At 71.2% G+C, this 22971-nt stretch carries 16 protein-coding genes; 12 read left to right on the top strand and 4 right to left on the bottom strand.

All coding sequences use genetic code 11. From position 1 onward, the window contains the following. Positions 1–6 precede the first annotated feature (6 nt). On the top strand, positions 7–1386 hold the full coding sequence (locus tag ACHFIV_RS08515; protein ID WP_398965214.1) for an FAD-dependent oxidoreductase: 1380 nt from the start codon (positions 7–9) through the stop codon (positions 1384–1386). A 12-nt stretch (positions 1387–1398) separates the two neighbouring features. Here the strand turns inward: ACHFIV_RS08515 and hemE are convergent, their stop codons facing one another. After that, the gene (gene hemE / locus ACHFIV_RS08510; protein WP_398965212.1) at positions 1399–2508 is read right to left on the bottom strand and encodes a uroporphyrinogen decarboxylase; all 1110 of its coding nucleotides are present in this window, start codon (positions 2506–2508) and stop codon (positions 1399–1401) included. A 92-nt stretch (positions 2509–2600) separates the two neighbouring features. Here hemE and ACHFIV_RS08505 point away from each other — a divergent pair, with 92 nt between their 5' ends. From ACHFIV_RS08505 to ACHFIV_RS08465, 9 genes are all read left to right on the top strand, one after another. Continuing rightward, positions 2601–3260 carry a DUF3000 domain-containing protein gene (locus tag ACHFIV_RS08505; protein WP_398965210.1) on the top strand — a complete coding sequence of 220 codons (660 nt, stop codon included), beginning with the start codon at positions 2601–2603 and terminating at the stop codon, positions 3258–3260. 219 nt (positions 3261–3479) lie between these two features. Then, the gene (locus ACHFIV_RS08500; protein ID WP_033300087.1) at positions 3480–4142 is read left to right on the top strand and encodes a helix-turn-helix transcriptional regulator; all 663 of its coding nucleotides are present in this window, start codon (positions 3480–3482) and stop codon (positions 4140–4142) included. 311 nt (positions 4143–4453) lie between these two features. Beyond that, on the top strand, positions 4454–5728 hold the full coding sequence (locus ACHFIV_RS08495; RefSeq protein ID WP_398965208.1) for an HRDC domain-containing protein: 1275 nt from the start codon (positions 4454–4456) through the stop codon (positions 5726–5728). A gap of 275 nt (positions 5729–6003) precedes the next feature. Next, positions 6004–7233, top strand: a complete 1230-nt coding sequence (locus ACHFIV_RS08490; RefSeq protein ID WP_398965206.1) for a thiolase family protein — start codon at positions 6004–6006, stop codon at positions 7231–7233. Next, positions 7230–9362 (top strand): 3-hydroxyacyl-CoA dehydrogenase NAD-binding domain-containing protein, encoded by a 2133-nt coding sequence (locus ACHFIV_RS08485; protein ID WP_398965204.1) that lies wholly within the window; start codon positions 7230–7232, stop codon positions 9360–9362. Before ACHFIV_RS08490 ends, ACHFIV_RS08485 begins: the two co-directional genes overlap by 4 nt. A 309-nt stretch (positions 9363–9671) precedes the next feature. Continuing rightward, positions 9672–11501 carry a stealth family protein gene (locus ACHFIV_RS08480; protein WP_398965202.1) on the top strand — a complete coding sequence of 610 codons (1830 nt, stop codon included), beginning with the start codon at positions 9672–9674 and terminating at the stop codon, positions 11499–11501. Further along, on the top strand, positions 11498–12619 hold the full coding sequence (locus ACHFIV_RS08475; RefSeq protein ID WP_398965200.1) for a DegT/DnrJ/EryC1/StrS family aminotransferase: 1122 nt from the start codon (positions 11498–11500) through the stop codon (positions 12617–12619). Before ACHFIV_RS08480 ends, ACHFIV_RS08475 begins: the two co-directional genes overlap by 4 nt. A 53-nt stretch (positions 12620–12672) precedes the next feature. Continuing rightward, positions 12673–14253, top strand: a complete 1581-nt coding sequence (locus tag ACHFIV_RS08470) for a stealth family protein (protein WP_398965198.1) — start codon at positions 12673–12675, stop codon at positions 14251–14253. After that, positions 14250–16232 carry a glycosyltransferase gene (locus ACHFIV_RS08465; protein ID WP_398965197.1) on the top strand — a complete coding sequence of 661 codons (1983 nt, stop codon included), beginning with the start codon at positions 14250–14252 and terminating at the stop codon, positions 16230–16232. The genes ACHFIV_RS08470 and ACHFIV_RS08465 overlap by 4 nt, the downstream gene beginning before the upstream one ends. Before the next feature lie 77 nt (positions 16233–16309). On the opposite strand, the gene ACHFIV_RS08460 is transcribed toward ACHFIV_RS08465, so the two are convergent. Further along, the gene (locus ACHFIV_RS08460) at positions 16310–17344 is read right to left on the bottom strand and encodes a hypothetical protein (protein WP_398965195.1); all 1035 of its coding nucleotides are present in this window, start codon (positions 17342–17344) and stop codon (positions 16310–16312) included. A gap of 465 nt (positions 17345–17809) precedes the next feature. Between ACHFIV_RS08460 and ACHFIV_RS08455 the strand changes: the two genes are divergently transcribed. Further along, entirely contained in the window at positions 17810–18871 is a 1062-nt protein-coding gene (locus ACHFIV_RS08455) for an LCP family protein (RefSeq protein ID WP_398965963.1), read from the top strand. Between the two features lie 17 nt (positions 18872–18888). Continuing rightward, complete coding sequence (locus tag ACHFIV_RS08450; protein ID WP_398965193.1) at positions 18889–19290, top strand: NTP pyrophosphohydrolase; 402 nt, start codon at positions 18889–18891, stop codon at positions 19288–19290. A 4-nt stretch (positions 19291–19294) separates the two neighbouring features. Here ACHFIV_RS08450 and ACHFIV_RS08445 read toward each other — a convergent pair whose 3' ends face one another. Both ACHFIV_RS08445 and dxs read right to left on the bottom strand, forming a co-directional pair. Further along, positions 19295–20797, bottom strand: a complete 1503-nt coding sequence (locus ACHFIV_RS08445) for an amino acid permease (RefSeq protein ID WP_398965191.1) — start codon at positions 20795–20797, stop codon at positions 19295–19297. Between the two features lie 143 nt (positions 20798–20940). After that, on the bottom strand, positions 20941–22854 hold the full coding sequence (gene dxs, locus ACHFIV_RS08440; protein ID WP_398965190.1) for a 1-deoxy-D-xylulose-5-phosphate synthase: 1914 nt from the start codon (positions 22852–22854) through the stop codon (positions 20941–20943). Between the last annotated feature and the right edge of the window lie 117 nt (positions 22855–22971).

Here is a 22971-nt window from a genome sequence, read left to right as displayed (position 1 = left end):
CCTGGCATGGCGGCGGAGCGACTGGTGGTCGTCGGGGGCGACGCGGCGGGCATGTCCGCCGCGTCGCAGGCCCGCAGGCTGAAGGGACCCGGCGAGCTGAGCATCACCGCCTTCGAACGGGGCGACTTCACGTCGTACTCCGCGTGCGGCATCCCGTACTGGGTGAGCGGCGACGTGGGAGGGCCCGACGACCTCATCGCCCGTACGCCCGGGGAACACCGGGCCCGCTCCATCGGTCTGCGCACCCGCACCGAGGTGACGGAGATCGACGTCGCGGGGCACCGGGTGCGGGCGCTGGACCGGGACAGCGGCGAGACGTACTGGACCGGCTACGACAAGCTGGTGATCGCCACGGGTGCCCGGCCGGTCCGCCCCGGTCTGCCCGGGATCGACGCTCCGGGCGTGCACGGCGTGCAGACCCTGGGCGACGGCCAGGCCCTCCTCGAATCGCTGGACCGGGCCCCGGGACGCCGGGCCGTCGTGGTCGGCGCGGGCTACATCGGGGTCGAGATGGCCGAGGCGATGCTCAGGCGCGGCTTCGAGGTGACGGTGCTCAACCGTGGCGAGCAGCCCATGGCGACGCTCGACCCGGACATGGGGCGACTGGTCCACGACGCGATGGACGGGCTGGGCATCACCACGGTCAACGGCGCCTCGGTGACCCGGATCGAGACCGGCGAGGACGGCCGGGTCACGGCGGTGGCCACGGACGCGGAGACCTACCCGGCGGACGTCGTCGTGCTCGGCATCGGGGTCGAGCCGGAGACCGGCCTGGCCCGCGAGGCCGGTCTGCCGCTCGGGCCGCACGGCGGCCTGCTGACGGACCTGTCGATGCGGGTCGTCGGGCAGGAGGACGTCTGGGCGGGCGGGGACTGCGTCGAGGTGCTGGACCTCGTGGCCGGCCGCACCCGGCACATCGCGCTCGGCACCCACGCCAACAAGCACGGCCAGGTCATCGGGGCCAACGTCGGCGGCGGCTACGGCACCTTCCCCGGTGTCGTCGGCACGGCGGTGAGCAAGGTCTGCGACCTGGAGATCGCCAGGACCGGACTGCGCGAGAAGGACGCGCGGGCGGTCGGCCTGCGCTACGTCACCGCGACGATCGAGTCCACCGGCCGCGCCGGCTACTACCCGGGTGCGAAGCCGATGACGGTGAAGATGCTCGCCGAGTACCGGACCGGCCGGCTCCTGGGGGTCCAGATCGTCGGCCGTGAGGGGGCGGCGAAGCGCGTGGACGTCGCGGCGGTGGCGCTCACCGCCGGGATGACGGTGGAGGCCATGACGGCACTCGACCTCGGCTACGCCCCGCCGTTCTCCCCGGTCTGGGACCCGGTCCTGGTGGCCGCCCGCAAGGCCGTGTCGGCGGTACGGGCGGCGGGCAGTTGACAGGAGTGGCGGTCAGCGCGCCGTCCGCCGGTGGACGTACTCGACCAGGCGCGTGAGCGCGTCCGGGTCGGTGGCCGGCATGACGCCGTGCCCGAGGTTGAAGATGTGCCCCTCGAGACCGGCGGCGGCGTCGAGCACCTCACGGGTCTTCTCCTCCACCGCCTCGGTCGGCGCGAACAGCACCGCCGGGTCGAGGTTGCCCTGGAGCGCCTTGCCCGGGCCGACCCGGCGGGCGCCCTCGTCCATCGGGACGCGCCAGTCCACACCGACGACGTCCGCGCCGGCTTCGCCCATCAGGCCGAGCAGTTCGCCGGTGCCGACGCCGAAGTGGATGCGCGGGACGCCGTACGGCGCGACGGCGTCGAAGACCTTCGCGGAGGCGGGCATCACGGAGCGGCGGTAGTCCGCCGGGGCCAGGGCGCCCACCCAGGAGTCGAAGAGCTGGACCGCGGACGCGCCGGCCTCGATCTGGACCTTCAGGAAGGCGCCGGTGATCTCGGCGAGACGGTCGAGCAGGTCGGCCCAGAGCTCGGGGTCGCCGTACATCATGGCCTTGGTGCGCTCGTGGTTGCGGGACGGGCCGCCCTCGACGAGGTAGCTCGCGAGGGTGAACGGCGCGCCGGCGAATCCGATGAGCGGCGTGGCGCCGAGCTCGGCGGTGAGCATCCCGATGGCCGCGGTGACGTACGGGACGTCCTCGGGCGTGAGGTCGCGCAGCCGGGCCAGGTCGGCGCGGGTGCGGATCGGCTCGGCGATCACCGGGCCGATGCCGGGCTTGATGTCGAGGTCGATGCCGATGGCCTTGAGCGGCACGACGATGTCGCTGAAGTAGATCGCGGCGTCGACCTTGTGCCGGCGTACGGGCTGCAGCGTGATCTCGGTGACCAGCTCGGGCATCATGCAGGAGTCGAGCATCGCGATGCCCTCGCGGACCTTCAGGTACTCGGGCAGCGAGCGCCCCGCCTGCCGCATGAACCAGACCGGGGTGTGCGGCACCGGCTCCCGGCGGCAGGCTCTGAGGAACGCCGAGTCATGGGTGGCGGGGGTCGTCCGCAGGCCCGCGGACGGGCCCTCCCCTGATCGGACGGCGCTGAGCTCTGGGGGAAGGTCGTTGGCACTCACGCACAGAATCTTCGCACGGAGTGGCGACGAGCCGGACGGCGCATGGGTGTCCCTCCCTGCACGGCGCTCCGGTTCCGCCTACTCTTCCCCGCATGGCTCCGGCTCAGGGACAATTCTCCGATCATTCCGATGGCGCTGACAGCGAGGGGGACGCGGACGGCGACACCGTCCCGCTCGCGTTCCGGTCTGCGGTCGACGCGCTGCGTTCCGCCCGCCTGCGCCCCGAACTGGAGGTCGAGCCGACCCGGCCGCCGAAGCGGCTCGCCCCGCACGCGTACGCCGTGGAGGCCGCCGTGGTGGAGGGCGAGGACGACCTCGCCGACGGCCGCCTGGTCCTTCTGCACGATCCGTCCGGGCACGAGGCCTGGCAGGGCACGTTCCGCCTCGTGACGCTCGTACGGGCCGAACTGGAGCCGGAGATGGCGGCCGACCCGCTGCTGCCCGAGGTGTGCTGGTCCTGGCTCACGGGGGCACTGGACGCCCGTGGCCTGTCCTACGGCGAAGCCGGCGGGACGGTGACGCGCGCCGGCTCGCACTACTTCGGCGCGCTGTCCGAGCGCCGCCCGGCGACGCAGATCGAGATCCGGGCGTCGTGGACTCCGCGCGAGGCGCGCGGCGGGGTACCCGACACGGCGGCGCACCTGGTCGCCTGGGGCGATCTGCTCTGCCAGCTCGCCGGGCTCCCACCGTCCGGCACGGCGGACGCCGCGGTGGTGACACTGCCCCAGCGGCGCGGCCCCCAGGTCTCATAACGCTGCGTCATCTTCGGGGAGAGCCGGTCGCACAGGGACCGGCTCTCTTTTCGTACAATCGATCGCGCGTCCTATTTGCCCGAATTGTTACTTACTAATCCGCGATCTTCCTCTAAAGGAGGACGCACCTGCTGCCGAAGAGGTCAATGACCCTTCCAGTACGGATCGCCCCGGCTTCATCCCCGAGCCGGCCCGTCCCGCCACTCCCCAGGAGGCCTGGTGTCCGTTCTCCTCGAGCAGCCCGCAAGCCTGGTCGCCTACCGCCCGAACAAGCCGACGGCCATGGTCGTCGTGGCCGACCCGCGCGTCCGTTCCACCGTCACCCGCCATCTGTGGGCCCTCGGAGTTCGTGACGTCATCGAGGCGTCGTCCATCGCGGAGGCCCGCCCCCGCGTCGGCAACCCGCGCGACATCTGCGTTGCCGACGTCCACCTGCCCGACGGTTCCGGGCTGACCCTGTTGTCCGAGACCCGGGCCGCCGGCTGGCCGAACGGCCTCGCCCTCTCCGCCGCCGATGACATCGGCGCGGTGCGCAACGCCCTCGCGGGCGGCGTGAAGGGCTACGTCGTCACCGGCACCCGTACCAACATCGGCCACCCCACCCGCCCCGGCGTCGCGCCGATCGGCGCCAACGCCGCCCGTATGCACCGCAGGCCTCCCGGTTCCCCGAGCCACCCGGGCGGCTACCGCGAACTCTCCGGCCGTGAGGTGGAGGTGCTCCGCCTGGTCGCCGAAGGCCAGTCCAACAAGGCCATCGGCGTCTCGATGGGCCTCTCCGCCCTCACCGTCAAGAGCCACCTCGCCCGCATCGCCCGCAAGCTCGGCACCGGAGACCGCGCCGGAATGGTCGCCGTGGCCCTGCGCACGGGCATCATCCACTGACCCCTGAGGCCTCTCGTCCGGATCACGCGGGGCACACCCGCGCCGGCACCGCTCCCTCTCGGCGCGCCCTCCCCGGCCGCCCGTGACCCGCCCTCACTCCCTCCCCCGCCCCGCGTCACTCCCTCCACGGCCCGGACGGCGTGGGCGGAGCCGCACCACCGCACCCCGCTCCCCGATCCGGCCCGGCCCGGAGGACGAGCCTGACCGCCGGCACCCGCGCGGACGCGCGACCGGCCGGTTCACGTGCATGGCCGCCCGTCGACGGGACGTTCCGTCGACGGGTGCCGCACATACACAGATACCCTTGGCATGTGACCGACGCCCAAGAGACCGCAGCAGACACCTCACTGCGAACCACCGGGGGCGCTCCCCCGGACGACGTCGCCCCGGCGCCGATCCCCTTGCTCGAACCTCGCGAGGGCATTCCGCCGGTGGTGGCGACCGACGACGCGCTGGCCCGGGTGGTCGCGGACTTCGCCGCCGGAACCGGACCCGTCGCCGTCGACGCCGAACGCGCTTCGGGCTACCGCTACGGACAGCGCGCCTATCTCGTGCAGCTGCGCCGCGAGGGTGCCGGCAGCGCGCTGATCGACCCGGTGGGCTGCCCCGACCTCTCCGCGCTCGGCCAGGCCCTCACCGGGGCGGAGTGGATCCTGCACGCCGCGACCCAGGACCTGCCCTGCCTGCGCGACATAGGCATGACGCCGACCTCGCTCTTCGACACGGAGCTCGCCGGCCGGCTGGCGGGATTCCCGCGCGTCGGCCTGGGGGCGATAGTGGAGAACGTCCTCGGCTACGCCCTGGAGAAGGGCCACTCCGCGGTCGACTGGTCCACCCGGCCCCTGCCCGACCCCTGGCTGCGCTACGCCGCGCTCGACGTCGAGCTGCTGGTGGACCTGCGCGACGCCCTGGAGGAGGAACTGGAACGGCAGGGCAAGCTGGAATGGGCCCTGGAGGAGTTCGCGGCGATCGCCGCGGCACCGCCCGCTCCCCCGCGCAAGGACCCGTGGCGCCGGACCTCCGGCATGCACAAGGTGCGCCGGCGCCGTCAGATCGCCGTCGTACGGGAGCTGTGGACCGCGCGCGACCAGGTGGCGCAGCGGCGTGACGTCTCACCCGGCAAGGTACTCGGTGACGCCGCGATCATCGAAGCGGCCCTGGCGCTCCCGGTGAACGTGGCCGCGCTCACCGCGCTGCCCGGCTTCGGGCACCGCATGGGGCGTCGTCAGCTGGAGCAGTGGCAGGCCGCCGTCGACCGGGCCAAGGCGCTGCCCGAATCGGAGCTGCCGCAGCCGGGCCAGCAGCCGGCGGGGCCGCCTCCGCCCCGCTCGTGGGCGGACAAGGACCCGGCCGCCGCGACCCGGCTGTCGGCGGCCCGCACCGCCGTGTCCGAGCTTGCCGAGCGGCTGCACATGCCGCAGGAGAATCTGATCACCCCGGACACCGTGCGCCGGATCTGCTGGGAGCCGCCCAAGCTCCTGACCCCGGACTCGGTCGAGGCCGCCCTCGCCGGATACGGCGCGCGCCGCTGGCAGATCGAGCAGGTGGGCCCCCTGCTGCTGCGCGCCCTGGACACGAGCGGCTGACACGACCCGGCAGCACGCGTGCGCCCCTTCCCGGATCCGGGTGGGGGCGCACGCGTGTCGGGTCCGCGGCCCGGGCCGCCTCATCCAGGAGGATCGAATTCACGCCAGTTGACCGGCCTTCCCGGGCCGCCGGTGACCGCCCCTGGACATGTGACGTTCACCGCTCCGGTGGTGGGGGGTGGGCAGCCTGGTTACCCGCAAGTAGCATGAGGGTCGTGGCGTGCCGATGTGTGCGCCCGCAGCAGTGCCATCCCGCACCCTGGAGGAGAGCCACCGTGCCTCGTACCATCCGGGACGTCGTCTTCGTCGACGGCGTCCGCACCCCGTTCGGCAAAGCGGGCCCGAAGGGCATCTACCACGAGACCCGCGCCGACGATCTCGTCGTGAAGGCCATCCGGGAGCTGCTGCGCCGCAACCCGGACCTGGACCCCGCGAAGATCGACGAGGTCGCCATCGCGGCGACCACGCAGATCGGCGACCAGGGCCTCACCCTCGGGCGTACCGCCGGGATCCTGGCCGGTCTGCCCCAGTCGGTCCCCGGTTACTCCATCGACCGCATGTGCGCGGGGGCCCTCACCGCCGTCACCTCGACGGCCGGCTCCATCGCCTTCGGCGCGTACGACGTCGTCATCGCCGGTGGTGTCGAGCACATGGGCCGCCACCCGATGGGCGAGAGCGTGGACCCGAACCCGCGTCTCGTGTCGGAGAAGCTGGTCGACGAGTCCGCCCTCTTCATGGGCATGACCGCGGAGAACCTGCACGACAGGTATCCCTCGATCACCAAGCAGCGCGCCGACGAGTACGCGGTCCGTTCGCAGGAGAAGGCCGCCAAGGCGTACGCCGACGGCAAGATCCAGCAGGACCTGGTGCCGGTGTCCGTACGCCGCACCAACGCCGAGGCGGGCGAGACGGGCTGGGGCCTGGTCACCGCCGACGAGCCGATGCGCCCGGGCACCACCATGGAGTCGCTGGCCGGCCTGAAGACCCCGTTCCGCGCCCACGGCCGTGTGACGGCCGGTAACGCAGCGGGTCTCAACGACGGCGCCACCGCCTCGCTGCTCGCCTCCGAGGAGACCGCCCGCGAGCTGGGCCTCCCGGTCAAGATGCGTCTCGTGTCGTACGCCTTCGCGGGTGTCGAGCCCGAGGTCATGGGCTACGGTCCGATCCCGGCGACGGAGAAGGCCCTGGCCAAGGCCGGCCTCTCCATCGGCGACATCGGTCTCTTCGAGATCAACGAGGCATTCGCCGTGCAGGTGCTCGCCTTCCTGGAGCACTACGGCATCGCCGACGACGACCGGCGCGTCAACCAGTACGGCGGCGCGATCGCCTACGGCCACCCGCTCGCCTCCTCCGGCGTCCGCCTGATGACTCAGCTGGCCCGCCAGTTCGAGGAGCAGCCGGAGGTCCGCTACGGCCTGACGACGATGTGCGTCGGCTTCGGCATGGGCGCGACGGTCGTCTGGGAGAACCCTCACTTCGAGAACGCAGCCGGAGGCAGCAAGTGAGCACCACCACCACTGAGCTTCTGAAGGGCGCGGCCGAGCTGTTCCCCGGCGAGGTCGTCACCCAGGCGCACGTACGCCACCTCGACCTTCCGGGCGGCGCGGGCCGGTTCGCCCTCATCACGCTGGACAACGGCTTCGACCACACCAAGCCGACCACCATCGGCCCGCAGTCGCTGGCGAACCTGAACGCCGCCATCGACCAGGTCGGGAAGGAGGCGGCCGAGGGTTCGATCACCGGTGTGGGTGTCACCGGCAAGCCGTTCATCTTCGCGGTGGGCGCCGACCTCAAGGGCGTCGAGCTCCTCAAGGAGCACAAGGACGCGCTGGCCATCGGCAAGGGCGGTCACGACGTCTTCCGCCGCCTCTCCGGTCTCGCGGTCCCGACGTTCGCGTACTACAACGGCGCGGCCATGGGCGGCGGTGTCGAGATCGGCCTCCACTGCTCGTACCGCACCGTCTCCAAGGCGCTGCCCGCCTTCTCGCTGCCCGAGGTCTTCCTCGGCCTGGTCCCCGGCTGGGGCGGCTGCGCGCTGCTCCCCAACCTGATCGGTGCCGACCGCGCCGTCTCGGTGATCATCGAGAACTCGCTGAACCAGAACCGCCAGCTCAAGGGCAAGCAGGTCTACGAGCTCGGGATCGCCGACGCGCTCTTCGAGGGCGCGGACTTCCTGGAGCAGTCGCTGATCTGGACCGCGGCCGTCCTCAAGGGCGAGATCGCGATCGAGCGCCCCGAGGTCGACCGCGGTGACGCCTGGGACCAGGCCGTCGCACGCGGCAAGGCCGTCGCCGACTCCAAGGTGCACGGCGCGGCCCCGGCCGCCTACCGCGCGCTGGAGATCATCGCCGCGGCCAAGGACGGCGACCTGAGCGCCGGCTTCGACGCCGAGGACCAGGCCCTCGCGGACCTGATCATGGGCGGTGAGCTGCGCTCGGGCATCTACTCCTTCAACCTGGTCCAGAAGCGCGCCAAGCGCCCGGCCGGTGCCCCGGACAAGGCCCTGGCCCGTCCGGTCACGAAGGTCGGCGTGGTGGGCGCGGGCCTGATGGCCAGCCAGCTCGCCCTGCTGTTCCTGCGCCGCCTGGAGGTCCCGGTCGTCCTCACGGACATCGACCAGGAGCGCGTCGACAAGGGTGTGGGCTACGTCCAGGCCGAGATCGACAAGCTGCTGGGCAAGGGCCGCATCAACCAGGACAAGGCCAACCGCCTCAAGGCCCTGGTCTCCGGCGTGCTGGACAAGGCGGAGGGCTTCTCCGACGCCGACTTCATCATCGAGGCCGTCTTCGAGGAGATCGGCGTCAAGCAGCAGGTGTTCGCGGAGGTCGAGGCCGTCGCCCCGGCGCACGCGATCCTCGCGACGAACACCTCCTCCCTCTCGGTCACCGAGATGGCGTCGAAGCTGAAGAACCCGGAGCGGGTCGTCGGCTTCCACTTCTTCAACCCGGTCGCGGTCCTGCCGCTCCTGGAGATCGTCCGCGGCGAGCAGACCGACGACGCCTCGCTGGCCACGGCCTTCGGCGTCGCCCGCAAGCTGAAGAAGACCGCGGTCCTGGTGAAGGACGCCCCGGCGTTCGTCGTCAACCGCATCCTCACCCGCTTCATGGGTGAGATCCAGAACATCATCGACGAGGGCACCCCGGTCGTGACGGCGGAGAAGGCCATCGAGCCCCTCGGCCTGCCGATGTCCCCGCTGGTGCTGCTGGAGCTGGTCGGCCCGGCCATCGGCCTGCACGTCTCCGAGACCCTGAACCGCGCCTTTCCGGAGCGCTTCACCGTCTCCGAGAACCTCGCGGCCGTGGTCAAGGCGGGCAAGCGCGGCTTCTACGTCTACGACTCCGGCAAGCCGGAGCTGGACCCCGAGGTCGCGGCCCTCCTCCAGCAGGGCGACACCGTCCTGACGGAGGACCAGGTCCGTGACCGCGTCCTGGACGCGGTGGCGCAGGAGATCGGCCTGATGCTCGACGAGGGCGTCGTCGCCGAGCCGCAGGACATCGACCTGTGCCTGATCACCGGCGCGGGCTGGCCCTTCCACCTGGGCGGCATCACGCCGTACCTGGACCGCGAGGGCGTGTCGCAGCGGGTCAACGGCAAGCCGTTCCTGGCGCAGGGCGTGGCGAGCGTCCCCGCCTGAGGCAGCACCGGACACCGCTTCACCGGATCCGCCCGGACAGCGGACGGCGGGCCGTACGGGAGACCGTACGGCCCGCTTTCGCATGCACGGAAAAGCCGGTTACGTAGCCGAATCGGAACCATTTAATTGCAGTCTCAACCTTAGAATCTTGTTATTCTTCACCTCTGCGACACGTTTGCTTCACTTGGCTGCACCTTCCGGCGGATCCCCACCTCCGCGCTCCGCCTGCCGAGCCCGACGCACTGTCGCCGTGACGCGTGATGGTTGCTCGCCGTGAGGCCGAGCGGGGGAACACGGAGTGGACGAGCGATGAGCAACCCAGAGGCCTCTACTCTGCTGCGCCTCTACCGGCGCGTGCTGCCGCACGCCTTGAGACACCTCCTGGTGCGCCTCCTGCCGGCCCGCAACCGCCTGATCCTCCAGAACGGCCTGTCCGGGCTCGGCACGACCTCGCGCGTCCTGCGCAAGCACCTGAGCGTGCGGCTGAGCAAGCGCCTGCGGCGCGACGCCCGGCGTCCGGGCGTGAAGCTGGTCTGGTACGCGCGCGGGGTGCGCGCCGCCGAGGTGACGGAAGGGCTGACGCCGTCCATCGCCCGCGCCACCAATCTCCTGCGCGTGACCGACGTGCTCGACCGCCATGGCGTCCCGTACTTCTGCGTGCGCGGCAATTCCGTGACCATGACCGCCGTGGCCGTGCCGGCGGGCGAGCGCCAGCGCGCCGAAAGAGCCCTGCGCGTGAGTGGACTCTCCGCGGGCGCCCTGATGGCAGGCGGCGCCGCCGGCGGCAAGCCGCTGCACGCGGACCAGCGCGCCTCGTGGGCCCAGACCTCGGAAGAATCGATTCTGCGGATCTGGTGGCTCCTCACCGACCCCGAGGGCAGGTGGACGCTCGGGCCCAACCACGCCTGCGCCGTCGAGTACTGGAACGAGGACCAGGGGCTGCTCATCGCCCCCGTACCGAACCTCACCGCGACCGCCGTGGTCGCCGCGGAGAACCCGGTGCGCGTCCCGGTCAGCCACTTCACCGGTCCGGTCAGCGGCCTTGTCGACGCGCCGCCGCAGGTCGCCACACGGTCCGAGTTCACCCTCTCCCTCCCCGACGAGGTCACCTTTCCCGTCGACGCCGTCTACACCTGGGTCGACGGCGCGGACCCCGAGTGGATCCGCCGCCGGGCCACCGCGCTCGGCCGCACCGACTACCACGAGCAGGCGGTCAGCGCCGCGCGCTTCACCAGCCGCGACGAGCTGCGCTACTCGCTGCGTTCGCTGCACCAGTTCGCGCCGTGGCTGCGCACCGTCTACCTGGTCACGGACGGGCAGGTGCCGGCGTGGCTCCACACCGAGCACCCCCGGCTCAAGGTGGTGTCCCACCGCGAGATCTTCTCGGACGCCTCGGCGCTGCCGACCTTCAACTCGCACGCCATCGAGAGTCAGCTCCACCACATCCCGGGACTCTCGGAGCACTTCCTCTACTTCAACGACGACGTGTTCCTCGGCCGCAGCGTGACGCCGGAGGAGTTCTTCCACGCCAACGGCCTCTCGAAGTACTTCCCCTCCAACGCGCTCGTCCCGATGACCCCGCCGTCCGCCGAGGACCCGCCGTCGGAGATCGCCGCGAAGAACAACCGCGTCGTCATCGCGGGGACGTTCGACCGTGTGCTGACGCGGAAGATGAAGCACGTGCCGCACTCGCTGCGCCGCGACATCCTCCAGGAGATCGAGGACCGCTACCCCGCCGAGCACCGGCAGACGCAGCACTCGCACTTCCGCAGCCCCACCGACCTGTCGATCACCTCGTCGCTGCACCACTACTACGGGCAGCAGACGAGCCGTTCGGTGCCCGGGCGGATCCGCTACACCTATCTCGACCTGGCGGCCCCCAACACCGGCAGGCACCTGAACAGGCTGCTCGCCCAGCGGGACTACCACACGTTCTGCATCAACGACACGGTGGACGATCCCGGCACGGCGGAGGCCCGCACCGCGATGCTCAAGGCGTTCCTCGAGACCTATTTCCCCGTGCCCAGTCCCTACGAACGGTCCGGGCCGGGCGTGCCCCGGCTCTCCCGTGACCTGGGGGACACCACCCGGCCCGAGCCGGCCCTCGACCTACAGAACTCTGTGAAGTGGAACCCATGACTACTGACCCCCAGGTGATACGTGCCGCCGCTCCGGTGATCGGAGAGGACGAGATCGAGGCTGCGGTGCGTGTGCTGCGCAGCGGCATGGTCGTCCAGGGCCCGGAGGTCGCCGGCTTCGAGGAGGAGTTCTCGAAGTTCGTCGACGGCCGGCACTGTGTCGCCGTCAACTCGGGCACGAGCGCCCTGCACCTCTCGCTGACGGCCCTCGGTGTCGGCCCCGGTGACGAGGTGATCGTCCCCTCGTTCACCTTCGCCGCCACCGCCAACGCGGTCCGGCTCGTGGGCGCGACGCCGGTCTTCGCTGACATCGAGCGCGACAGCTTCTGCCTCTCCCCGAGGGCCGTCGAGGCCGCCGTCACTCCGCGCACCGCGGCGATCATGCCGGTGCACCTGTACGGTCACCCGGCGGCCATGGCGGAGCTCACCGCGGTGGCCGAACGGCACGGACTGGCCGTCGTCGAGGACGCCGCCCAGGCCCACGGTGCCGCCCTGGACGGCACGCCGGTGGGTGCCTTCGGCGCGGCGGCCTGCTTCAGCTTCTACCCGACCAAGAACATGCACAGCCTCGAGGGCGGCATGATCACCACGGGTGACGCCGCACTCGCGCGCACGCTGCGGCTGCTGCGCAACCAGGGCATGGAGCAGCGCTACGCCAACGAGATCGTGGGCTTCAACGTCCGGATGACGGATGTGTCGGCGGCCATCGGACGCGTCCAGCTGCGCAGTCTCGACGCCTGGACGGAGCAGCGCCGCGCCAACGCCGCCGCGCTCGACGCGGGCCTGAGCGGCGTCGTCACGCCACCGGTCGCCGAGGGCGCCCGCCACGTCTACCACCAGTACACGATCCGTGTGGCTGCCGCAGCGGGCAAGGACCGGGACTCGGTCTCCCGGGAACTGCAGGAGCGCGGCATCGGCAACGCGGTGTACTACCCGACCCCGGTACACCGCCTCAAGCCCTTCCGGAGCGGTGAGAAGGCCCTCGGTCACGTCAGCGGTGACCTCGCGGAGACGGAGCTGGCCGCGGCGCAGGCGCTCTCCATACCCGTGCACCCGATGCTCACGCCGCAGGAGCTCGACCGCCTGACGGCCACCGTCAACGAGGTCGTGATTCGGTGATCCATCCGATCAACGCGACGGCTGAACGGCCCAGTCGGGCCATGCCCGTCGGCATGCACGAGATACCCGTCGGCATGCACCGCCGGCTGGCTCACCTCCAGCCGGGCCTCACCCCTCTGGCGGTGCGCGCCCAGCACCTCCAGCTGGTGTCCACCGCGCTGACGCAGGCCGGTGTCGAGCACTTCGTCGTGCCCGGGACCGAGGACACCTCCTCGGCGGTCGGCGTCCGCGACGCCCACCGGGGCCGGGTCGCCCAGACCCTGCGGTCGCTGTTCAGCCGGAGCCCCGGTTACATCCAGCGCAGGGTGCCCGTCCAGCGCACCAGCGAACTGCTGCACCTGGGAGCGCGGGAGGCCTCCTGGCAGGGCATGGACGGCGTGGACGTGCTGCGCGCCATCTGGTTCCAGGCGGACCCGTCGGGCGAGCTGGTGTACGGCACCGAGTACGGCTGCGACATCGAGTTCTGGCGTGAGGAGGAGGGACGCCTGCTGCCGCCCCGCATCAACCGGGGCGCGAGCTTCCTCACGGTGGAGGGCGAGATGACCCTCGTCTCCCCGCACCGCTTCTCCCGGCTGGCGCCTCCGCTCCGGACCGAGCCGGCGCCGAAGCAGCGGCGCTGGGGGCGCAAGCCGGAGCAGGCCGGTCTGCCGACCCGCCGGGAGTTCGTCTGCACCGGGCCGGACGAGATCACCTTCCCCATCGACGTCGTCTACACCTGGGTGGACAGCGACGACCCGGCCTGGCAGCGGCGCAGGGCCGAGGCCTCGGGCGACGTCTTCCACGAGGAGTCCGCGAGCGCCGGACGCTACATCAACCGCGACGAACTCCTCTACTCCATGCGGTCGCTGCACATGTACGCCCCGTGGGTCCGCCACATCTTCCTGGTGACCGACGACCAGGTGCCCCACTGGCTCGACGAGGACGCCGAAGGCATCACCGTGGTGTCGCACCGGGAGATCTTCCGGGAGACGGACCGCCTGCCGGTCTTCAACTCGCACGCCATCAGCGCCCAGTTGCACCGGGTCCCCGGGCTGTCCGAGCACTTCATCCACTTCAACGACGACGTGTTCGTGGGCAGACCGATCACCCCGCACGAGTTCTTCCTGCCGAACGGGGCGTCGAAGTACTACCCGGACACGGTCCGCATCCCGATGGGCCCGGTGCGGCCGGACGACCTTCCGCACGAGGTGGCCCGCAAGAACGTCCGCGCCCTGCTGGAGGGGAGGTTCGGCCGTACGATCATCGACGCGATGAAGCACACGCCCGTGCCGCTCCGGCGCAGTGTGCTGGAGGAGATGGAGCGGGAGTTCGCCGAGGTGTTCCGGGCCACCGCCGCGGCACGCTTCCGCAGCAGGACCGACATCGACGTCGGCACCTGCATGTATCCGTACTACTCGTACTTCACGGGGCGCGGGGTGCCCGACACCATTCCGTACGCCTATCTGCACCTCTCGATGGTCCAGCTCTCCAAGAAACTCGACCGGCTGCTCAAGCGGCGCGACGCGGCGGTCTTCTGTGTGAACGACTCGTTCACCACCGAGGACGACGTGGCCGACCAGGAGGCGTTGATCCACCCCTTCTTCGAGGCGTACTTCCCCCTGCCCAGTCCTTATGAGAAGCCGGCACAGCGGTGAAGATCGATTTCCTGGTCCAGAACGCGTACGCGGCCGACGGCGCGACGCGGGCCGTCCTCAACCTCGCGGGCGCGCTGGCCGACACCCACGAGGTCCGGGTCGTCTCGGTCTTCCGCTGGCTCGACCGTCCGGCCGTCGCGCCCGCCCACGGGGTGCGGAGCCACGCGCTGCTGGACCTGCGCGAGGGCCGCCGCCCCGACAAGCAGGACGTCCGCAGGCTCAGCCCGTCCGTGGTCATTCCGCGCACGCAGGAGATGTCCTGGCGCTACAGCCGCCTGACGGACGACAAGGTCGAGGAGTACCTCGTCGAGAGCCCGGCCCAGGTGGTGGTGGGTACCAGCCTGGAGCTGGCGGCCTATGTGTCGCGCTGGGGCCGGCCGAGGGCCCTGCGGCTGGGCCAGCTGCACCAGCTGAGCACCGTGCTGTCCCCCCAGGAGCAGAGCCGTGCCTGGGCGGGGCTGGGCCGGCTGGACGCGGTGATCGTGCCGAGCGGTGCCGAGGCGCTGGCCGTCACGGAGGCGGGTCTCCCGGGTGGTGTCGCGGTGTACGCCCACCCCGACTGCGTGCCCGACGCCGGGGTGCGGCCGGCCGACGGGCGGTCGCGGATCGTGATGGCTGCCGGGCGGCTCGTCCCCGAGAAGCGCTTCGACCTGCTGATCCAGGCCTTCGCCCAGGTCTCCGGCCGCCATCCCGACTGGCAGTTGCGGATCTTCGGCACCGGCCCCGAGTACGGCTCGCTCCGCGCGCTGATCGCCGATCTCGACCTGTACAACCATGTCTTCCTGATGATGGAGGAGCCCCGGCTGGAGGCGCACTGGGCGGCGTCCGCCATCGCCGCAGGGACATCGGACCGGGAGTCGTTCGGGATCGCGCTGGTGGAGGCCATGCGCTGCGGCCTGCCCGTGGTCTCCACCGACTGCCCCGGCGGCCCCTCCGAGATCGTCCGCCACGAGCTCAACGGCCTGCTCACGCCGGCCGACGACGTGGAGGCGTTCGCCGAAGCCCTGCTGCGTCTGGTCGAGGACGAGGCCGGCCGGGTGGACATGGGACGTCAGGCGCTCCAGGACTCCCACCTGTACGGGCCGGAGGCGGCGGCGGGGCGGTTCGAGAAGGTCGTCCGGATGTCCCGGCGCACCCGCCGGGAGACCCGCCCCGCCGCCGAGGTCTCGGTGGGCTGCGCGGTGCGGCCCGACGGGCTGATCGGTCTGCACCTGGCGGGGGTGCGCGAGGGCCGTGACGATCTGCACCTCGTCCTGCGCAGGCGCAAGGCCGCACGCGGCGAACGACCCGTCAGGCTCCCGCTGGCGTCCGCCGGTCACCTGGGGCCGCACCTCTACTCGGCGGTGGTCCCGCCGGAGCCCGGCGTCCTCACGGAGGGCCGCTGGGACGTCCATCTGGACACCGGGGAGGGCAAGCCCGCGAAGGTACGGCCCGGGGCGCTCGACCTGAGGGGGTTCGGTCCCGTGGCGAGCGGCCCCGACGGCACCGTGGTCCAGCTCCCCTACGCGTCCGGGAGCGGCCACCTGGCACTGCGTACGTGGACGCGGGAACGTCACGCCGAGGCCACCGAGGTCTGGGTCAGCGAGGGCGTCATCCATCTGCGGGGTGTCCTGTACGGCTGCGACTTCGGTGACGCGGAGCCCCTGCTCCTGATGCGCCGTCGCGGGGCCGAGGAGCAGAGTTTCTGGCTGCCCGGGAGCTCGTCGGGCTCCGCCGACTTCACCTTCGCGCTTCCCGCCCATGACCTGGCCGAGCAACTCGTGGGGCGTCATGAACTGTGGGACCTGTGGGTGGGCCGGCGGTACGACCCGGTGGTCGCGCGGCTCGGCCGCTTCCTGACCGACGTGGTCGACGTGAAGGGTGTCTTCGCCTACCCCAACGCGGTGGTGCAGGCCGACGACGGCCCGGACGTCCTCGTCAAGCCGTACTACACCGCCGGCACCGAACTCTCGGTCCGGGTCGCCGAGAAGGCGGAGTGACGGGGAGACGTGACCATGACCCATCCGCCGGCCGGCCCGGGCCGCTCCCCGTACCGCGTGGGCGCGCGGGCACGGCCTCAGTACCGGACCCAGGCCTCCAGAGCCATGCCCTGCTGGTCCGTCCGCTGCCTGGTCACGCTCAGTCCGCCGTCCCGGCCGATCACCGCGACCACCAGCCGCCCGGCGCGGTCGCGCGCGAGCGCGGGGACGCCCTCGCAGGGTTCGCGGGTGTCGGCCCACCAGGCACCTGCCGACTCCATCTCGGTCGGGTAGGCGGTCACCGCGAGGGTGCCCGTCTCCTCCGTCTGGGCGAGCACGGTGCAGTCGTACCCGTCGACCAGGCACCGGGTCAGCGCGAGGGGGCCGCGCCCCGAGCGGCCGCCCAGCGGAGCGGGGGCCACGTCCTCGTCGCCGGGTGCGGGCACCCGGTAGGCGACGACCTCGCCCGTGGCCTCCTCACGCCAGAAGTGGGTGACCCGGTCGTCGTAGGACTCGGTGGCCGAGGCCGTCTCCGGGCGGGCGATGAAGACCAGGTTGGGGGCGCGGTCCAGGGAGCCGCCGGCCTTCTCCTGGCGCCACACGTACACGCCCTTGTCGGCGGGCATGAAGAGTTCGACCCGGCCGGAGCGGGTCACGGCCGCGGAGATGCCGTCCCGTACCCGCTTGCACGGCAGCGCCGTCCATTTGTTCCAGGTGCCCTCGCGCCCGCGCCGACGGGTGAACACCCCGCCGGTGGCGCTCCGGACGAAGACGTGCACCACGTCGTCGCCGTCGACGACCGCGACCGGGGCACCGACGGCGGCCGCCTCCGCGGCGTCCGTGTGCGGGTTGCCGATCGAGTGCCATCCGGTCATCGGGCGGCCCGTCTGGTACTGGGACGCGAAGACGATCTCGACGGGCGCCTGGGGGCCGTTGCCCTTGCGCCGCATCCCGAAGAGGTCGACGTAGCCCTGGGGGCTGCGCGCGACGGAGAGGTACGGGGCCGTCCCGGCGTCGGCGAGCAGGAGTTCGGGCGACGACCAGCCGCCGGACCGCGCGGACTCGGTCCAGCGCACGATGCCGCCGGACCGGCCGGCGGCGTAGGCGGTGAGGCGGCCCCCGCCGTCCGGCACGAGCCATCCTGTCGTGCGGGGAGCGGCGGCGACGGCCTGCTGCGCGGGGGCGGACCGTCCGGAAGGCGCGGAAGAGGCCCCCCCGACAGGATGACCGGCACGCCTGCGCCCTGAACGCAAACCCATTGCTCCCCGCCCGTTCTTCACCGAGTACTTCCTCCGGTGCCGAACGGCGATGGGCGGAGTCCCGTGGTTTTTCTGTCGAATGACCGTTTTTGCTTTCACAGCGTCAACTGGTGTCACAATAATACTCGACAGGGGTCGATTTCAGAGTGCTTCCTATCACAGAATGCGACTTCGAGGTATGTACGGCGCCTCGATGAAACGCGGCACAGGGACGACTTCGGCACACACGGACCGCGATGTCCGCCCTCCCTTTCCTCTCCTCTCGCACGCGCCGAGCGCGTCCCGACGGAAGAACCAGACGAGCCCATGACAGATCAGACCACCGGCGCCGGATCACGGATGTCCGACGAACCCCGCTCCAGACGCGCGCCCAGGCCCCCCAGGCGCCGTCGCGGACTCAAGATCGCGCTCGGTGTACTGCTCGTACTCCTGCTCGCGGGCGGCGGCACGGCGTACTGGATGTACCAGGACCTCGAAGGCAACATCAAGGGCGTCGACATCGACAGGACGCTCGGTGAGGACCGCCCCGAGAAGCTCCCGACCACCGGTCAGAACCTGCTCGTCCTCGGCTCCGACTCACGTGCCGGGGCGGAGAACAAGGAGCTGGGCGGGGGCGGCGGTGTCAGCGGGGCGCGCTCCGACACCGCGCTGGTGGTGCACATCCCCGAGGGCCGCACCGAGGCCGTCGCCGTGTCCATCCCGCGCGACACCCTCGTGACCCGGCCCGAGTGCGTCGGGTCCGACGGTTCGAGGACGGCGGGCGCGGAGCGGGTCATGTTCAACTCCGTGTACGCGCAGCTCGGTCCGGCCTGTGTGGTCAAGACGGTGGAGAAGATGTCCGGCGTCCGGATCGACCACTACCTGGAGATCAACTTCGCCGGGTTCAAGGATCTGGTCGACGCGATAGGCGGCGTCACGGTCAAGGTCGAGGAGCCGGTCAAGGACAAGGCCTCCGGGCTCGACCTCACCGCCGGCACGCACAAGCTGAACGGCACCGAGTCACTCGCCTACGTCCGTACCCGGCACGGCGTCGGGGACGGCAGCGACCTGGGACGGATCGGGCTGCAGCAGCAGTTCCTCCTCGCGCTGCTGACCGAGATCAAGTCGCAGGACCTGCTGGGCAGTCCGGCGACCACGTACAAGATCGCCAAATCGGCGACCAAGTCGCTGACGACCGACGAGGGACTCGCCTCCCTGACCTCGCTCAGCGAGTTCGCCCGTTCGATGAACGGCGTCGACCCCTCCTCCATGGAGACGATCATGCTGCCGGTCGCCTACGACAAGCAGGACCCGAACCGGGTGGTGGCCGCCGAGCCCCAGGCGGGCGACCTCTGGAAGGCGATCCGGGCGGACGGCACGATTCCCGAGTCGGCGAAGAAGTCCCCTGCCGCCGGCGGCTGACCTGGCATCCTTCCGGGATGACCGATGAGAGGACACTCGTGATCGTCGATGCCGCCAATGTCGTCGGGTCCGTGCCCGACGGCTGGTGGCGGGACCGGCGAGGTGCCGCCGAGCGGCTGCGGGACTCCCTCGTCCCGTACGCCGCCGGCGGTCTGCCCGGGCATCCGGGCCCCGTCGAGCTCGTGCTCGTCGTCGAGGGCGCCGCGCGCGACGTCGGCTCCGTGCCAGGTGTACGCGTCATGGCGGCGCCCGGCATCGGGGACGACCTGATCGCGGAACTCGCCGCCGCCGCCCACGGAGCGCGGCCGTGTGTCGTGGTCACGGCCGACCGCGGACTGCGGCAGCGGGCCGAGGCGTACGGAGCCCGTTGCACGGGCCCCCGGACGGTGCGCCCGCTGCCGCCTCCCCGGGAGACCTGAGGGATCAGGAGGCCTTCGCCATACGGCTGTTGCGGCGCCCGTACAGGAAGTAGATGACCACACCCAGTGCCATCCAGATGCCGAACCGGAGCCACGTCTCCGCCGGTAGGTTGAGCATCAGCCAGAGCGAGGCCGCCACCGAGACGATGGGGAGCAGGGGCACCCACGGCGTGCGGAAGGCCCGGTGGAGCTCGGGCCGGGTGCGGCGCAGGACGATGACACCGAGGGCCACGACCACGAACGCGAAGAGCGTGCCGATGTTCACCAGGGTCGCCAGCTCGTTGATGCTCGTGAAGCCGGCCACGATCGCGATGACCACACCGAGCAGGATCGTCGGGCGGTACGGAGTGCCGAACCGCGGGTGCGTCACCGAGAAGAACCGCGGGAGCAGTCCGTCGCGGCTCATCGCGAAGAACACCCGGGTCTGGCCGAGCAGCAGGATCATGCAGACCGTGGTGAGACCGACTGCGGCGCCGAAGCTGATGACCCCCGCGTAGAAGGGGTGTCCGACGGCCTTGAACGCGTCGGCGAGCGGGGCGCTCACGCTGAGCTCGGAGTAGTTCTGCATACCGGTGACGACGATCGACACGGCGACGTAGAGCAGCGTGCAGATGACCAGTGAGGCGAGGATCCCGCGCGGCATGTCACGCTGCGGGAGCTTGGTCTCCTCGGCCGCGGTGGCCACGACGTCGAAGCCGATGAAGGCGAAGAAGACGATGGAGGCGGCCGTGAAGATGCCCATGATGCCGAAGTTCGTCGGTTCGTAGCCGAAGATCAGCTGGACCAGCGGCGCGTCCAGGCCCGATCCCGTCTCCTGCTTCTCGGCCTCGGGGATGAAGGGCGAGTAGTTGGACGCCTTGATGAAGAAGAGGCCCGCGACGATGACGATGGCCACGACGGCCAGCTTGATGGCGACGACGACCGTGGTCACCCGGGCGGAGAGCTTCATGCCGAGGACCAGGATCACGGTCAGGACCAGCACGAGGGCGAAAGCGAGGATGTCGAAGCCGAATCCGCTCGCCACGTCGGGGCCGGAGAGCGCCTCCGGCATGGTCCAGCCGACGTTGTCCATGAGCGAGCGCACGTAGCCGGACCAGCCGACCGCCACCACCGCGGTGCCCAGTGCGAATTCCAGTACCAGGTCCCAGCCGATGATCCAGGCGACCAGCTCGCCCAGCGAGGCGTACGCGAAGGTGTAGGCCGACCCGGCCACCGGGACGGTGGACGCGAACTCCGCGTAGCAGAGCGCGGCCAGCGCGCAGACGATGCCCGCCGCGACGAAGGCGAGGGCCGTGGCCGGGCCCGCCGTCTCCTTGGCCACCTTGCCCGTGAGCACGAAGATGCCGGTGCCGATGATGACGCCCACTCCGAAGACCGTCAGGTCCAGCGCGGAGAGGGATTTCTTGAGCGCGTGCTCCGGTTCCTCGGTATCGCGGATCGACTGTTCGACCGTCTTGGTCCGGAACAGTCTCTTTCCGCTGGGGGGTGTGTCCTGCTGCGTGCTCACCGGCGTACCTCCACGCACTCGTCGTGCACGCCATGATTCGGAACCAGCCGCCCCAGCACGCCCCATACGTCCCGGTTTCACGCGAATGGGCCGGTCGCACCACCCGTGCGGGGTGGGCGACCGGCCCAGTGGGTGCGGGCGGATCAGTCGCGTACGGGCTCCACCGCGCGGCTCTCGTAGCGGCCGTCCAGCTTGGCGACGAGGCCGGTGACCTGGCGCGCGATGTCCGGTGCGGTCAGCCCGATCTCGGCCATCACCTCGCCACGCGAGGCGTGGTCGAGGAACACCGGCGGGATGCCGAAGTCACGCAGCGGTACGTCGACCCCGGCGTCCCGCAGAGCCTGGGCGACGGCGGAGCCGACGCCGCCGGCCCTGCAGTTGTCCTCGACGGTGACGACGACCCGGTGCTCCGCGGCGAGCGGCGCGAGCGCCTCGTCCACCGGCTTCACCCAGCGCGGGTCGACCACGGTCGTGGAGATGCCCTGGGCGTCCAGCAGCGCGGCGATCTCCAGGCACATCGGGGCGAGAGCGCCGACGGAGACCAGGAGGACGTCCGGCGTGTCGGCGCTCGCCGCCCGCAGGATGTCCATGCCGCCCGCCGTGCCGACCGCCTTGACCGAGGGGCCGACCGCGCCCTTGGAGAAACGGACGACGGTGGGCGCGTCGTCCACCTCGACGGCCTCGCGCAGCTGGGCGCGGACCTGGTCGGCGTCGCGCGGGGCGGCGATGCGCAGGGTGGGCACGCACTGAAGGATCGACATGTCCCACATGCCGTTGTGGGAGGCGCCGTCCGTGCCCGTGACGCCCGCCCGGTCCAGGACGAAGGTCACCCCGCACCTGTGCAGGGCGACGTCCATCAGGACCTGGTCGAAGGCGCGGTTCAGGAAGGTCGCGTACACCGCGAAAACGGGGTGCAGCCCGCCGGTGGCCAGTCCCGCCGCGGAGACCGCGCCGTGCTGCTCGGCGATCCCCACGTCGTAGATGCGGTCCGGGAAGGCCTCCTCGAACCTGCCGAGGCCGACGGGCTGGAGCATGGCCGCCGTGATGGCGACGATGTCCTCGCGCTCCTGGCCCAGCTTGACCATCTCCTCGCCGAAGACCGAGGTCCAGTCGAGGCCGGAGGTGGAGATGGGCAGGCCGGTGTCCGGGTGGATCTTGCCGACGGCGTGGAAGCGGTCCGCCTCGTCCTGGAGGGCGGGGGTGTAGCCGCGGCCCTTCTCGGTGAGGCAGTGCACGATGACCGGACCGCCGAAGCGCTTGGCGCGCTGCAGCGCGGACTCCAGGGCCTCGATGTCGTGGCCGTCGATCGGCCCGACGTACTTCAGCCCGAGGTCCTCGAACATGCCCTGCGGGGCGATGAAGTCCTTGAGGCCCTTCTTCGCGCCGTGCAACGTCTCGTACAGCGGCCTGCCCACGACGGGCGTGCGCTCCAGGAGGTCCTTGCCGCGGGCCAGGAACCGTTCGTACCCGTCGGTGGTGCGGAGGGTGGCGAGGTGGTTCGCGAGGCCGCCGATGGTCGGGGCGTACGAGCGCTCGTTGTCGTTGACGACGATGACGAGGGGGCGGTCCTTGGCGGCGGCGATGTTGTTCAGCGCCTCCCAGGCCATACCGCCCGTGAGCGCGCCGTCACCGATGACGGCGACGACGTGGTCGTCCTTGCCCAGGACCTCGTTGGCCTTGGCGAGGCCGTCGGCCCAGCCGAGCACCGTCGAGGCGTGCGAGTTCTCGATGACGTCGTGCTCGGACTCGGCGCGGGACGGGTATCCGGAGAGGCCGCCCTTGCTCTTGAGCTTCGAGAAGTCCTGGCGGCCGGTGAGCAGCTTGTGCACGTAGCTCTGGTGGCCGGTGTCGAAGAGGACCTTGTCCTGCGGGGACTCGAAGACCCGGTGCAGGGCGATGGTCAGCTCGACCACACCCAGGTTGGGGCCGAGGTGGCCGCCGGTCTTGGACACCGCGTCGACGAGGAAGGTACGGATCTCCTCGGCGAGCCGGTCCAGCTGCTCGGGGCCGAGCCGGTCCAGGTCGCGCGGTCCCCTGATGCGGGTCAGCAGGTCCACCCGTGCCTCCTTGCGTGTGAGCTGGTCGAGCGTGTCGATCCGATGAGTCTAATGTTCCGCCGGCGGCCCCGGTCATCGGGCGGCGCATTCCGCCGCGCCGCGCCGGGTCCCCGGGGA

The sequence above is a fragment of the Streptomyces sp. ALB3 genome (assembly GCF_044385685.1).
Lineage (GTDB): Bacteria > Actinomycetota > Actinomycetes > Streptomycetales > Streptomycetaceae > Streptomyces.
This window is presented reverse-complemented; position numbering and strand designations above follow the sequence as displayed.

Bases quoted from the DNA above. Each gene is read 5' to 3' on its own strand.
- ACHFIV_RS08515 (WP_398965214.1), top strand. From the start codon at position 7: ATGGCGGCGGAGCGACTGGTGGTCGTCGGGGGCGACGCGGCGGGCATG.
- ACHFIV_RS08505 (WP_398965210.1), top strand. From the start codon at position 2,601: ATGGCTCCGGCTCAGGGACAATTCTCCGATCATTCCGATGGCGCTGAC.
- ACHFIV_RS08480 (WP_398965202.1), top strand. From the start codon at position 9,672: ATGAGCAACCCAGAGGCCTCTACTCTGCTGCGCCTCTACCGGCGCGTG.
- ACHFIV_RS08475 (WP_398965200.1), top strand. From the start codon at position 11,498: ATGACTACTGACCCCCAGGTGATACGTGCCGCCGCTCCGGTGATCGGA.
- ACHFIV_RS08470 (WP_398965198.1), top strand. From the start codon at position 12,673: ATGCACGAGATACCCGTCGGCATGCACCGCCGGCTGGCTCACCTCCAG.
- ACHFIV_RS08455 (WP_398965963.1), top strand. From the start codon at position 17,810: ATGTCCGACGAACCCCGCTCCAGACGCGCGCCCAGGCCCCCCAGGCGC.
- ACHFIV_RS08450 (WP_398965193.1), top strand. From the start codon at position 18,889: ATGACCGATGAGAGGACACTCGTGATCGTCGATGCCGCCAATGTCGTC.